The sequence below is a fragment of the Claveliimonas monacensis genome, assembly GCF_014982975.1.
Lineage (GTDB): Bacteria > Bacillota > Clostridia > Lachnospirales > Lachnospiraceae > Claveliimonas > Claveliimonas monacensis.
Window position 1 is genome coordinate 45094 of the sequence record NZ_JADCKL010000001.1, and the last position, 13547, is coordinate 58640.

15 protein-coding genes are annotated in these 13547 nt (G+C 53.2%); all 15 read left to right on the forward strand.

Features of this window, described 5'->3' with window-relative positions; translation table 11 throughout:
* Positions 1-12 precede the first annotated feature (12 nt).
* The 15 genes from INF30_RS00180 (at position 13) to INF30_RS00250 (ending at position 13543) form a co-directional block, all read left to right on the forward strand.
* A complete protein-coding gene (locus INF30_RS00180) occupies positions 13-996 on the forward strand; it encodes a tRNA dihydrouridine synthase (protein WP_226393857.1) in 984 nt (327 codons plus the stop codon).
* 5 nt (positions 997-1001) lie between these two features.
* The gene (locus tag INF30_RS00185) at positions 1002-1508 is read left to right on the forward strand and encodes a prepilin peptidase (RefSeq protein ID WP_226393858.1); all 507 of its coding nucleotides are present in this window, start codon (positions 1002-1004) and stop codon (positions 1506-1508) included.
* A gap of 11 nt (positions 1509-1519) precedes the next feature.
* The gene (locus INF30_RS00190; protein WP_226393859.1) at positions 1520-2155 is read left to right on the forward strand and encodes a DUF3841 domain-containing protein; all 636 of its coding nucleotides are present in this window, start codon (positions 1520-1522) and stop codon (positions 2153-2155) included.
* Positions 2156-2193: 38 nt separating this feature from the next.
* Entirely contained in the window at positions 2194-2679 is a 486-nt protein-coding gene (locus INF30_RS00195) for a cytidylate kinase-like family protein (RefSeq protein ID WP_226393860.1), read from the forward strand.
* A gap of 151 nt (positions 2680-2830) precedes the next feature.
* Positions 2831-4183, forward strand: a complete 1353-nt coding sequence (locus tag INF30_RS00200; protein WP_226393861.1) for an MATE family efflux transporter — start codon at positions 2831-2833, stop codon at positions 4181-4183.
* Positions 4184-4287: 104 nt separating this feature from the next.
* On the forward strand, positions 4288-4983 hold the full coding sequence (gene pyrH / locus INF30_RS00205; RefSeq protein WP_076777962.1) for a UMP kinase: 696 nt from the start codon (positions 4288-4290) through the stop codon (positions 4981-4983).
* Between the two features lie 27 nt (positions 4984-5010).
* Positions 5011-5562, forward strand: a complete 552-nt coding sequence (gene frr, locus INF30_RS00210; protein WP_076777961.1) for a ribosome recycling factor — start codon at positions 5011-5013, stop codon at positions 5560-5562.
* A 75-nt stretch (positions 5563-5637) separates the two neighbouring features.
* Positions 5638-6363: an isoprenyl transferase gene (locus INF30_RS00215; protein WP_076780926.1), complete on the forward strand. Its 726-nt coding sequence runs from the start codon at positions 5638-5640 to the stop codon at positions 6361-6363.
* Positions 6356-7153, forward strand: coding sequence for a phosphatidate cytidylyltransferase (locus INF30_RS00220; RefSeq protein WP_226393862.1), 798 nt, complete (start codon positions 6356-6358; stop codon positions 7151-7153). The genes INF30_RS00215 and INF30_RS00220 overlap by 8 nt, the downstream gene beginning before the upstream one ends.
* Positions 7154-7184: 31 nt before the next feature.
* On the forward strand, positions 7185-8336 hold the full coding sequence (locus tag INF30_RS00225; RefSeq protein ID WP_226393863.1) for a 1-deoxy-D-xylulose-5-phosphate reductoisomerase: 1152 nt from the start codon (positions 7185-7187) through the stop codon (positions 8334-8336).
* A 3-nt stretch (positions 8337-8339) separates the two neighbouring features.
* A complete protein-coding gene (gene rseP, locus INF30_RS00230; protein WP_226393864.1) occupies positions 8340-9371 on the forward strand; it encodes an RIP metalloprotease RseP in 1032 nt (343 codons plus the stop codon).
* A 275-nt stretch (positions 9372-9646) separates the two neighbouring features.
* Complete coding sequence (locus INF30_RS00235; protein ID WP_226393865.1) at positions 9647-11086, forward strand: acyl-CoA carboxylase subunit beta; 1440 nt, start codon at positions 9647-9649, stop codon at positions 11084-11086.
* Between the two features lie 14 nt (positions 11087-11100).
* Positions 11101-11916, forward strand: a complete 816-nt coding sequence (locus INF30_RS00240; RefSeq protein WP_226393866.1) for an OadG family transporter subunit — start codon at positions 11101-11103, stop codon at positions 11914-11916.
* A gap of 27 nt (positions 11917-11943) precedes the next feature.
* A complete protein-coding gene (locus INF30_RS00245) occupies positions 11944-12336 on the forward strand; it encodes a biotin/lipoyl-containing protein (RefSeq protein WP_226393867.1) in 393 nt (130 codons plus the stop codon).
* Between the two features lie 55 nt (positions 12337-12391).
* On the forward strand, positions 12392-13543 hold the full coding sequence (locus tag INF30_RS00250) for a sodium ion-translocating decarboxylase subunit beta (RefSeq protein WP_076777954.1): 1152 nt from the start codon (positions 12392-12394) through the stop codon (positions 13541-13543).
* Positions 13544-13547: the final 4 nt, after the last annotated feature.

Genomic DNA, 13547 nt, shown 5'->3' on the forward strand with positions numbered 1-13547 from the left:
AAGAGGAAAAAGATGGAATACTATTTTGCACCCATGGAGGGGATCACAGGCTACATACACAGAAATGTGCATCACAGTCTGTTTCCCGGCATATCCAAATACTTTACGGCATTTATCGCGCCGGGACAGAAGGGAAAGTTCAGCGCCAGGGAGAAAAACGATATACTCCCGGCCCACAACCAGGACATGTACACCGTGCCCCAGCTTCTCACAAACAATGCACAGGACTTTATCACCACAGCAGCGAAATTGGGGGAGATGGGCTACCGGGAGATCAATCTGAACCTGGGATGTCCCTCCCGGACCGTGGTGACCAAGTACCGGGGATCAGGATTCCTGGCAAAGCCTGTAGCGTTAGACCGGTTTTTTGAGGAGGTCTTTGCGGCCTGCCGGGAAGGGGGAGAAAGCTCCCTTCAGGGGATGGGGATTTCCGTGAAGACAAGGCTGGGCGTGGAAGAGCCGGAGGAGTTTTTCCGGCTCCTGGACATTTATAATAAGTACCCTCTGAAGGAGCTGATCATCCACCCCCGGACGCAGCAGGACTTCTACAGCGGCACTGTCCATATGGATCTCTTTGCCTATGGTGCAGAGAACAGCCGCTGCCCGGTCTGCTACAACGGAGATATCCGGACCGGGGAGGATATGCGTGCCCTGGCCAGTACATTTCCGGATCTGGACCGGGTGATGATCGGCAGAGGCCTTCTTGTCAACCCGGCTCTCCACCAGATGCTGCAGGGTGCAGAGATGCCGGATAAGACGGTGCTTCGGAAGTTCCACGATCAGATCTATGCGTGGTACAAAGAGGAGATGCCGGGGGCAAAGCCGGTGCTCTTCAAGATGAAGGAACTGTGGGCTTACATGGGGCAGCTGTTTGAGGGGGCGGAGAAACCCCTGAAAAAGATCCGAAAGGCAGAGAAGCTGGCGGCATACGAGGAGGCGGCCGCCTGGCTTTTTGAGAGCTGCGAGGTAAAAGACGGAGAGTACCATGCCTTGTAAGGAAGATGCGTGGGAATGAAAGATGGCTGTTGGAGCTGATGGCAGGAACGCTGTTCCTGCTGCTTCTTGTGCGGGCATGCCTGGAAGATCTGCGGCGAAGAGAGATACCGGACAGGATAGGGGTTCTTCTCGTGGCGGCCGGCTTGTGCTGTCATATAGCGGGGATCTCGCCGCCGGGATGCGGACCGGGTCCTCTGGAATTCTCCGAGCGTCTGGCAGGTTTTTTCTGCGTCAGTATTCCTCTTGGTACAGCCGCCTGCCTGGCCCCCGGATCCTTCGGGGGCGGCGATATCAAACTCTGCGCGGCAGGAGGCTTCTTCCTGGGATGGAAGGCCATGCTGTCTGCAGGGGCGATGGCTGTTCTGTCTGCCGGTGCCGCTGTGGCAGTATTCCTTCTTACAGGGAGGATATCCAGAAGAGAGGGGATCCCTTTTGGACCTTTTCTCTGCCTGGGCATGACGGCCGGCTTTTTCTTGGGCGAGGAACTGGCAAGGTGGTATGTGGGAAAGTAGGAGGATACAGGATGACTAAGGACAGGGGAAGAGAGAGACAGGAAGAAAAAGAGACGGGACAGAAGAAGACAGTGCGGCTCTATACGAGGCAGAATGACAAGACACTGTATCAGCTTGAGCGGGACGGGCGGATCATCAACCAGCGCATTTACGTGGAGTTGCATTTCGGGGATATCGCACCCCTTTTTCTGGACAGCTATGACTGGTTCACGAGGAAGGCTTCTGCCATTGTGGAGAAGCCTGAGGATGTGCAGGCTCCGATCTGGTGCTCGATCAGCCGTGAAAACTGTCTGCGGCCGGTTCCGGGGACGGTGGTATACGTGCTGGAGGTCCCGGAAGAGCAGGTCATCTACTTTGATGATGAGAAGTGGGACTATGTGCTGAACCGGATTTACCTTCCAAAGGACAAAGAGGACCAGGAGAAGTACAAACAGCATCTTAAGGAGCTGGGAGTTGTGAACGGGTTTGAGTTTTTTCAGGGTCGTTACAAAGGCATGTACCCGGAGGAGGAGCGGCGCATCCAGGAGAGCTGGAACCGTATCTTTGATATTGACAGGTGGTCTGTCTTTAATGTGTGCGGCAATATATGGGAAATAAGAAGAGAGTGGGTCCTTCGCATTGTACATCCGGGAGAAGATGTGCTATAATAGTAGAGCTAAACCCGGACTACAAAGGAGGAATTGGTATGAAATTAGTGATAACCATGAGCAGGCGTTACGGCACAGGAGCAAGCAGGATCGCCCAGGAACTCTCCGAGAGACTCGGCATTCCGGTCTATGACAAGGTGAATGTGGAAGAGGAGATGAGCCGCCATACCTATGACTCTGAAGTGGAAGTCATCAAGAAACTGGCGGAAAATCCATGCATCATTCTGGGAAGATGCGCCTCCGAGATCCTCAAGGACCGGCGCAATGCCTTCAACATCTATGTGTGTGCGGACAAGGAGGACCGGATTAAGAGGATCATGGGCAAAGAGAATCTCAGCCACGAGGAGGCGGAGCAGAAGATCGAGAAGACAGACCAGGAGAGGGCGGAGTACTATTATGAGCACACAGGGAAGACCTGGGGAGATGTGAACAACTATCACATGATCCTCAACACCTCCGACCTGGGCCTGGAGAACTGTGCGGATATTCTGATGAAGTATTTTGAAAGAAAAGAATATATCTGATAAACACTGACGAGAAGCGGCGGATGAAGATCTGCCGCTTTTTTATTTTTGTTTCTTGCTGCTTTTTGCGTGTAGCCTCTTGCAATCTTCCGAAGGCTTCTTTATAATGATGCTCGTTTGTGCATAGAAGAAGATAAAGGAGGAAAACTGGATGGAAACAGATATGACAGTTGGAAGCTCGGTCAGGGTGATCCTGAATTTTACGCTCCCTATCTTTATAGGGAATATATTTCAGCAGCTCTACAATATGGCGGACGCGGTGATCGTGGGAAAATTCGTGGGACCAAACGCCCTGGCAGCTGTGGGATCCTGCGGAACGCTCATGTTTCTGATCATCGGTTTCCTGCAGGGACTGACGGCAGGTTTTACCGTGATCACGGCCCAGCACTTTGGGGCAGGCAACAAGAAGGCTATGCGCCAGTCTGTGGCGTCGGCTTACATTTTGTCCGCTATTGTCTCTGTCATCATGACCGTGCTGAGTATGTCCATGATGAAGCAGATCCTGGGCTGGATGAACACGCCGCCGGAGATCTACAGCGAGGCTTACGGGTACATCATGGTGATCTGCGCCGGAATTGTGGCCCAGGTGCTCTACAATCTGCTGGCCAGCATCCTGCGGGCTCTGGGAAACAGCAAGGTGCCCCTCTATTTCCTCATACTGGCGGCTTTTTTGAATGTGGTTCTGGACCTTGTGTTTATCATCGTATTCCACATGGGGGCGGCGGGGGCTGCTTACGCCACCGTCATCTCCCAGGGTGTGTCAGGCATCTCCTGTCTGATTTACATTATTAAGAAAGTGCCGGATCTGCATCTGAAAAGAGAAGACTGGAAGCTGCATCGGGATCTGTCCTTGTGGCAGATCAAGATCGGATTGCCCATGGCGCTTCAGTATTCCATCACGGCCATCGGGACTATTATGGTGCAGGCGGCTCTGAATACGCTGGGAGCCCTGTCTGTGGCCAGCTTTGCGGCGGCCAGCAAGATCGAGCAGGTGGTGAGCCAGGCCTACGTGGCCCTTGGGACGACCATGGCCACCTACTGTGCCCAGAATATGGGAGCCGGCAAGTGGGACCGCCTGAAAAAAGGGTTTTCTTCTGCTACAGTGATCGGGAGCATTTACGCCGTCATCGCGGGAGGAGCCATCTTCTTCGGAGGGAAATACCTGGTGGTCCTCTTCGTGTCTGAGCAGGTGGGGCAGATCATGGAACTGGCGGACATCTATCTGAAATGTGCCGGTGCTATGTTCATCCCTCTGGCGGTGGTCAATATATACAGAAACGGGATCCAGGGGATGGGGTACGCGCTCCTTCCCATGATGGCGGGCGTGGCGGAGCTCATCGGCAGAGGGGCGGTGGCCCTGATCTCAGCGGAGAGAGGCAGCTACCCGGGTACCTGCATGGCAAGCCCCACGGCCTGGATCCTGGCCGGCGGCCTGCTGCTGGTGATGTATGTCTGCATTATGAGATCCCGCGCCCCGAAAGGCGCTGGATCGGGAAAAAAGTAAGTTCCCTTTTTCGGGAACCTATGCTATACTTTACCTTAGGTATGCACATAAGGAAAAGCCGGATGTGCAGCGGAGTACAACAGTAAGACAAGGAGTTAAACTTTATGAAAAGAGTGTTGTTAAAGCTGAGCGGAGAGGCGCTGGCAGGTGCGAAGAAGACCGGGTTTGACGAGGAAACCTGCATCGGCGTTGCAAAGCAGGTAAAACAGATCGTGGATCAGGGATACCAGGTGGCTATCGTGACCGGAGGCGGAAATTTCTGGAGGGGCAGGACCAGCGAGACTATTGACCGGACAAAGGCAGACCAGATCGGCATGCTTGCCACTGTCATGAACTGCATCTATGTCTCCGATATCTTCCGCCATGTGGGGATGCAGACAGAGGTGTTCACCCCCTTTGTGTGCGGTGCCTTTACGACTCTGTTCTCCAAAGATAAGGCTGTGGAGGCGCTGGAGCAGGGAAAAGTCATCTTCTTTGCGGGAGGAACAGGCCATCCCTATTTCTCCACAGATACAGGGGCTGTGCTGCGGGCCATCGAGATCGAGGCCGACGCCATGCTGCTTGCCAAGGCGATAGACGGTATCTATGACAGCGATCCGAAGGTGAATCCGAATGCTGTAAAATACGATGAGATCTCTATCCAGGAGATCATAGACAAGAAGCTGATGGCAGTGGATCTGACCGCCTCCATCATGTGTCTGGAGAACAAGATGCCCATGCTGGTGTTCGGACTGAACGAGGAGAACAGCATTGTGGAGACATTATCAGGAACATTTACCGGTACAAAAGTGACCGTGTAGCAGAAAGTCATAAGGGAGGAAACCAACATGAATGAAAGACTGAAACCATACGAGGACAAGATGAAAAAGACGCTGGCGAACCTGGAGGGAGAGCTGGTGACGATCCGTGCAGGGCGTGCAAACCCCAATGTGCTCAACAAGATCACAGTGGACTACTACGGATCTCCCACACCGATTCAGCAGGTGGCCAACGTGTCTGTGCCGGAGGCCCGGATGATCCAGATCCAGCCCTGGGAGAAGAGCATGCTGAAGGTTATCGAGAAGGCTATCAACATGTCAGACATTGGTATTAATCCGACCAACGACGGTTCCTGCGTGCGCCTGATCTTCCCGGAGCTGACAGAGGAGCGCAGAAAAGAACTGGTGAAGGATGTCAAGAAAAAAGGCGAGCAGGCCAAGGTGGCTGTCCGCAACATCCGCCGGGATGGAAATGACGCTTTTAAGAAATTAAAGGGAAGCGACGTGTCAGAGGATGAGATCAAAGATCTGGAAGACGACCTTCAGAAGCTTACCGACAAGTTCATCAAGGAAGTAGATAAAGCGGTGGAGAGCAAGTCAAAAGAGGTTATGACAGTTTAGCCGGAAAAAACAGAGAGAAAAGACGGGGGACGGGACATCATGTGCCCGTCCTCCCTTGTGAAGGGAGACAATGCGATGAATGTACCAAGGCATGTGGCGGTCATCCTGGACGGAAACGGACGGTGGGCCAAGTCCAAGGGGATGCCCCGCAATTATGGGCATGCGCAGGGAAGCAAGAATGTGGAGAAAATCTGCGAGGAAGCCTGGAGGATGGGGATCAAGTACCTGACCGTGTACGCCTTCTCAACAGAGAACTGGAGCCGTCCCAAGGATGAAGTAGATGCTCTTATGAAGCTTCTTCGCAACTATATGAAGACCTGTCTGAAGACGGCGGCGAAAAATGATATGAAAGTCCGGGTCATCGGCGATAAGACCCGGCTGGATGACGATATCCGCAGCCGGATCGCGGAGCTGGAGGAGGCTACAAAGAATAATGGGGGACTGAACTTTCAGATTGCCCTTAACTACGGAAGCCGGGATGAGATCGTCCGGGCAGTTCAAAGAATAGCGGCAGATGTCAGGGTAGGAAAAATGGAGCCGGAGGACATTACCTCAGAGGTCATCTCCTCCTACCTGGACACCCATGACATACCGGACCCTGATCTTCTCATCCGCACGAGCGGGGAGGAGAGGCTGTCAAATTTCCTTCTGTGGCAGCTGGCCTACTCGGAGTTCTATTTTACAGATGTGCTCTGGCCGGACTTCACAAAAGAGGATCTTGTAAAAGCCATAGAGCAGTACAATGCAAGAGACCGGCGCTACGGCGGCGTGAAGAAGAAGGAGGGTGGGGAAGATGTTTAAGACCAGACTTTTGAGCGGGATCGTGCTGGTGATCGTTCTGATCGCCACGGTGGGATACGGTGGTAATCTTCTCTTTGCGGTCCTGGCGGTGATCAGCCTGATTGGCATGAGCGAGCTCTATAAAGTAGTGGATGCGCACAAAAAGGCGCTGGGCATTACAGGCTATGTGGGGGCGGTCTGCTACTACGCCCTTCTGTATTCAGACCATATGGAGTGGATGACCGCCTTTACCATCCTTTTCCTTGTGGTGGTCATGGCAGTCTATGTGTTCACCTTCCCGGCCTTCAGGACCGAGCAGGTGATGGTGACATTTTTCGGCCTGTTCTACGTGGCAGTGATGCTCTCCTACGTGTACCAGACCCGGATGCTGCCGGAGGGAGGCACGGCGGTGTGGCTGATCTTCTTAAGCTCCTGGGGATGTGACACCTGCGCCTACTGCGTGGGCATGCTCATCGGGAAGCACAAGATGGCGCCCCGCTTAAGTCCCAAGAAATCTGTGGAAGGCGGCGTAGGAGGCGTTCTTGGCGCGGCGCTTCTTGGCGCGCTCTTTTCCCTGGCCATGAACCAGTGGGGCGGTGCGGACGTGGATCCTCTGCTCTATGCAGTGATCTGCGGTGCCGGCGGCATTATCTCTCAGATCGGGGATCTGGCTGCTTCAGCCATCAAGCGCAATCACGACGTGAAAGATTATGGAAAGCTGATCCCGGGGCACGGCGGTATCCTGGACCGGTTTGACAGCGTCATCTTTACGGCGCCGGTGATCTATTATCTGGCAGCCATGATCCGATAGGCTGAACCTTTTTGCAGGAAGGAAGATTGAAATGAAGAAAATTGCCATACTGGGTTCCACAGGCTCCATTGGCACACAGACCCTGGAGGTTGTGAGGGAAAACAGAGATATAGAAGTGACGGCACTGGCGGCGGGCAGCAATATCGATCTGCTGGAGAAGCAGATCCGGGAATTCTCGCCCTGCCTGGCTGCAGTCTGGGAGGAAGAGAAGGCGGCGGAACTGAAAAGCCGCGTCCGGGATCTGGATACAAAGGTTGTATCCGGCATGGACGGACTGATTCAGGTATCAACAGAGGAAAAGGCGGATATACTTGTAACAGCTATTGTCGGTATGATCGGTATCCGCCCCACTATGGAGGCTATCCGGGCCGGAAAGGACATTGCACTGGCGAACAAGGAGACCCTGGTGACAGCGGGACATCTGATCATGCCCCTGGCCAAGGAGCGGGGCGTGTCCATCCTCCCTGTGGACAGCGAGCACAGCGCCATATTCCAGTCTCTCCAGGGAGGGCAGGAGCGGTCGCTGAAGAAGATCCTTTTGACCGCTTCCGGAGGGCCCTTCCGGGGCAGAAAGCGGGAGGAGCTTAAAGATGTGCAGGTGGAGGACGCCCTGAAGCACCCCAATTGGGAGATGGGCAGGAAGATCACTATCGACTCCTCCACCATGGTGAACAAAGGTCTGGAAGTGATCGAGGCAAAGTGGCTCTTCGGCGTGGACGTGGATCAGATCCAGGTGGTGGTCCAGCCCCAGAGTGTGGTCCATTCTATGGTGGAATACGAGGACGGAGCAGTCATTGCCCAGCTGGGGACGCCGGACATGAAGCTTCCCATCCAGTACGCCCTCTACTATCCCCGGCGGAGGTATCTGCCGGGAGAGAGACTGGATTTCTGGAGCATCGGAAAGCTGGATTTTGAGAGGCCGGATACAGATACGTTCCAGGCGCTTGAACTGGCGTATAGGGCCGGGAGGGCAGGAGGCAGCCTTCCCACTGTGTTTAACGCAGCAAATGAGATGGCTGTGGCCAAATTCCTGGACAGAAAGATCAGGTACCTGGAGATTACGGATCTGATCGGAGAGTGCATGGAGCGTCACGTAAATATTCCATCCCCCTCTCTCGACGAGATACTGGACACAGAAGCGGGCGTCTATGAATACATAAACAGCAGACTTGGCAGGAGGTAACACTTGGGTATAATCATTGCAATCTTAATCTTCAGCTTTATCATCTTTTTCCACGAACTGGGACATTTTACCCTGGCAAAGCTGAACCACATCGATGTGCAGGAGTTCTCTGTGGGCATGGGACCGGCGATCTTTACAAAAGAGTACCACGGCACCCTGTACGCAGTGCGTATCCTGCCCATCGGCGGGTACTGCGCTATGGGAGAGGACGAGGAGGCTACGGACTCTCCCACCAATTTCAACAATAAATCCGTTTGGGCCCGGATCTGTGTCATAGCGGCTGGCGCTGTCTTTAATTTTATCCTGGCTCTTATATGTGCTGTCGTCCTTATAGGGATGGCCGGTTACGACGAGCCTTTGGCAGGTGAGGTGGAAGAAGGATATCCGGCAGCGGAGGCGGGACTTCAGCCGGGAGACCGGATCGTTGAGATGAACGGCAAGAACATCCATCTTTTCAAGGAAATCCAGGTCTACAACCAGTTTCACCAGGGAGAGAACGTGGAGCTGACCTATTTAAGGGACGGGGAGGAATACACAGTCACCATCACGCCGAAATTTGATGAGGACCTCCAGTATTACAGGCTGGGCATCAGCAGCAGCGGCTACACGGCGGCGAATCCTTTGACGGCCATCCAGTACGGGGCCTACGAGGTCAAGTACTGGATCGATACCACTATTCTGAGCCTTAAGATGCTGGTGACGGGCCAGATCGGCATTGACCAGCTGTCAGGGCCTGTGGGGATCGTGGATGTGGTGGATGACACCTACCAGGAGGCCAGAAGTTACGGCGCTGCCACAGTGGCAGTCAATATGCTGAACATTGCGATCCTGATCTCCGCTAACCTGGGAGTTATGAACCTTCTGCCTCTGCCAGCTCTGGACGGAGGGCGGCTTGTCTTCCTTGCCATAGAGGCGGTGCGGCGCAAGCGCATCCCGCCGGAGAAAGAGGGGTACGTCCACTTTGCAGGGATCGTGCTTCTGATGGCACTGATGGTAGTCGTTATGTTCAATGATATACAGAGAGTGTTCTTTTAGGGAGTCTGTCCGGGGTGGGACACAGAATATAAATATATTGCAAAAAGAGGAACAGTTCCGCGTCTTGGGAGACGGATCTGCTCCTCTTTTTTTGACCTTTTGCCGGCAGAAAGATGCATTGCTAAAAATTTAACAGAAATACGAAAAACAGTTGAATTAGAGAGAAAAAAAATATATAATATAATAGGCAGAAAATTTGGTTGACTTTTTGCAATTATCTATAATCTGCAAGGGAAAACCTGATTTAAATAATAATGAAAATGGAGGGCTAGGTTATGAGCAACATGGCAACAGAAAATGCAGCAAGCCGGAGAATTACGTCTCTGCTTGATGCAGGCAGCTTTGTTGAAATCGGCGGCGGTGTGACAGCCAGAGCAACTGATTTTAACATGCAGGAAACAAAAACTCCGGGAGACGGCGTCATTACAGGATACGGACTGATCGATGGAAATCTCGTCTATGTCTACAGCCAGGATGCATCTGTTCTTGGAGGATCTATCGGCGAGATGCATGCGAAGAAGATCGTGTCTGTCTACGATATGGCGATGAAGATGGGCGCGCCTGTCATCGGACTTGTGGATTGTGCGGGTATCCGTCTGCAGGAGGCGACAGATGCGCTGGACGCATTTGGACAGCTGTACCTGAAACAGACATTGGCTTCCGGCGTTGTTCCCCAGATTACAGCGATTTTCGGAAACTGCGGCGGTGGCCTGGCTGTTGTACCGGCACTGACAGATTTCACATTTATGGAAGAGAAGAGTGCAAAACTGTTTGTGAATTCTCCCAATGCAATTCCGGGCAACACGGTCCAGAAATGCGACACATCCTCCGCGAAATTCCAGAGTGAGTCTGCAGGCCTTGTGGATGCGGTGGGAACAGAGGAGGAGATTCTCTCTGATATCCGCTCTCTGATCTGCATGCTGCCGTGCAACAATGAGGAGGACGCATCTTACGATGAGTGTACAGATGATCTGAACCGTCTGTGCGCGGATATCGAGAATGCGGCAGAAGATACAGCCATAGCTCTGGCCCAGATTTCAGACAACGGTGTTGTGTTTGAGGTGAAGAAAGACTATGCGAAGGACATGGTTACCGCGTTTATCCGCCTCAACGGCATGACCGTGGGAGCTGTTGCAAACCGCTCCAAAGTATACAACGAGAATGCAGAATTGGTGGCAGAATTCGACGGTTCTTTGTCCACAGCGGGCGCGAGAAAAGCAGCGCAGTTTGTGAAATTCTGTGACTCCTTCAATATTCCGGTTCTTACCCTGACAAATGTGACAGGCTTTGATGCTTCCAAGTGTGCGGAGAGAAATCTGGCAAGGGAGACGGCAAAACTGATTTATGCATTTGCAGACGCAACCGTTCCGAAAGTAAATGTCATTATCGGGAAAGCTTATGGCAGCGCCTATGTGGCCATGAACAGCAAATCCATCGGCGCGGACATGGTATATGCCTGGCCGGACGCTGAGATCGGCATGATGGATGCGGATCTGGCAGCCAGGATCATGTATCCTGACGCTGACAGGGCAGCCCAGAGAGAGAAGGCGGCAGATTACCGCGCACTGCAGTCCAGCCCGGCTTCTGCAGCAGGACGGGGATATGTGGACGCTGTCATCAGCCCGGCAGAGACGCGCAAGTATATTATCGGAGCATTCGAGATGCTCTTTACAAAGAGGGAGGATCGTCCTGCCAAGAAACATGGAACAGTTTAGTGAGGTGAGACAAATTGAAGAAGAAAATTAGCTTATTATTATGCACGCTCATGGCTGTGTTTGCCCTGGCCGGATGCAGTGGCAGCGACGCGGGAGTCGAGTATGATCAGGCGACCATAGAGGAGGCCACCGAGTTCCTCATTGCATACTGCTCCAGTGCGGATGACACAACCATTGAGCAGTGGAACAGCCTCTCTGATGAGCAGCTGGAGATCCAGATGGCACAGTCGGGCTATCCTTTCACAGGGGACAGTTTTCTTGGCTCCATGGACGCCTGGCAGGCAGGTGTGGAGGAGTGCGGTGAGTACATCGGACACGGTGATTTTACCTACGATGCTTCCCAGACAGAGCTCTCCCTGACGACCACAGCAGAGTTTGCTGACCGCGATGCGAACCTGGAGATCATCTACAAGACAGATGTCCGCGGCAACCTGCATCTGGACAGCCTTACAGTCAGCGGTATTTACTCCATGAGTGAGATCCTGAGCAAGGCGGGGATGAACACCCTTCTTGGCATGGGAACCGTGTTTGTGGTACTGATCATCATCAGCGTGATCATCTCCCTGCTGAAATATATACCGAAACTGCAGGAGGCGTTCTCTAGAAAGAATACAAAAGCCCAGGCGGCGGAAGTTTCTGCGGCCGCAGCTCCGGAACCGGTTCAGACGGCAGTGCCGGAAGCGGCGCCCGAACCGGAGCCTGAGGATGTGACAGACGATGGCGAGCTTGTGGCAGTTATCGCAGCAGCGATAGCGGCATCGGAAGAAGTACCGGCAGACGGCTTTATCGTGAGAAGCATCAGACGTCGGAAATCAAATAAATGGATGTAAGTATAACCGGATCAGGAGGATATAAAAATGAAAAATTACACAATCACAGTAAATGGAAATGTATACGATGTAACGGTTGAGGAGAAAGCAGCAGGAGCAGCGCCGGCAGCGGCAGCAGCACCGGCAGCGGCACCGAAAGCAGCAGCACCTGCACCGAAGGCACCTGCGGCAGCCCCCGCACCGAAAGCACCCGCGGCAGGCGCTGGTTCTATCCAGGTGAAAGCAGGAGCAGCCGGAAAAGTATTCAAGATCGAGGCAAATGTAGGTCAGGCTGTAAAGCGTGGTGACGCTGTTGTCATCATTGAGGCTATGAAAATGGAGATCCCCATCGTGGCACCCGAGGACGGAACAGTTGCCAGCATCGATGTGGCTGTAGGCGATGCCGTTGAGGCAGGCGCAGTTCTGGCTACATTGAACTAGGCGGCTAAGATGCCGTTCTGACGGAAACTTTTGAAACACGACTGGAGGTTAAAAAATGGATTATATTATAACGACCTTGGGAAACCTCGTGCAGCAGACAGCCTTCCTCAACCTTACATGGGGAAATCTGGTCATGATCGCTGTTGCATGTTTTTTCCTCTATCTTGCAATAAAACATGGATTTGAACCTCTGCTGCTCGTGCCTATTGCCTTCGGTATGCTGCTTGTCAATATCTATCCGGATATTATGCTGCATGCAGAGGACGCGGCCAACGGCACAGGAGGACTTCTCTATTATTTCTACGTACTGGATGAGTGGTCCATCCTTCCGTCACTGATCTTCCTCGGCGTGGGAGCCATGACGGACTTCGGACCGCTGATCGCCAACCCCAAGAGCTTTCTTCTGGGAGCGGCAGCACAGTTCGGTATTTTCGCCGCTTACCTTGGCGCTATGGCCATGGGATTTTCCGACAAGGCGGCTGCCGCTATCGCCATCATCGGCGGTGCGGACGGACCGACATCCATCTTCCTTGCCGGAAAGCTGCAGCAGACAGCAATCCTTGGTCCTATCGCCGTGGCAGCTTACTCTTACATGGCGCTGGTTCCTATCATTCAGCCGCCGGTAATGAAACTTCTGACAACAGAAAAAGAAAGAAAGATCAAGATGGAGCAGCTTCGTCCTGTATCCAAGCTGGAGAGGATCCTCTTCCCCATCATTGTTACCATCGTGGTATGTATGATCCTTCCTACCACAGCACCTCTCGTAGGTATGCTCATGCTTGGTAATCTGTTCCGCGAGTGCGGTGTGGTAAGACAGCTTACAGAGACAGCTTCCAATGCACTGATGTACATTGTAGTTATCCTTCTTGGTACATCCGTCGGCGCTACAACAAGTGCAGAGGCATTCCTTAATCTGGATACACTGAAGATCGTGGCCCTCGGACTGATCGCTTTTATCTTCGGTACAGCGGCAGGTGTCCTGCTCGGAAAACTGATGTGCGTGCTTACCGGAGGAAAGGTCAATCCGCTGATCGGATCAGCCGGCGTGTCAGCCGTGCCTATGGCGGCCAGAGTATCCCAGAAAGTGGGTGCGGAGTACGATCCAACCAACTTCCTTCTCATGCATGCCATGGGACCGAACGTGGCCGGAGTTATCGGTACGGCGGTAGTCGCCGGAACCTTTATGGCGATCTTCGGAGTTATGTAAGACC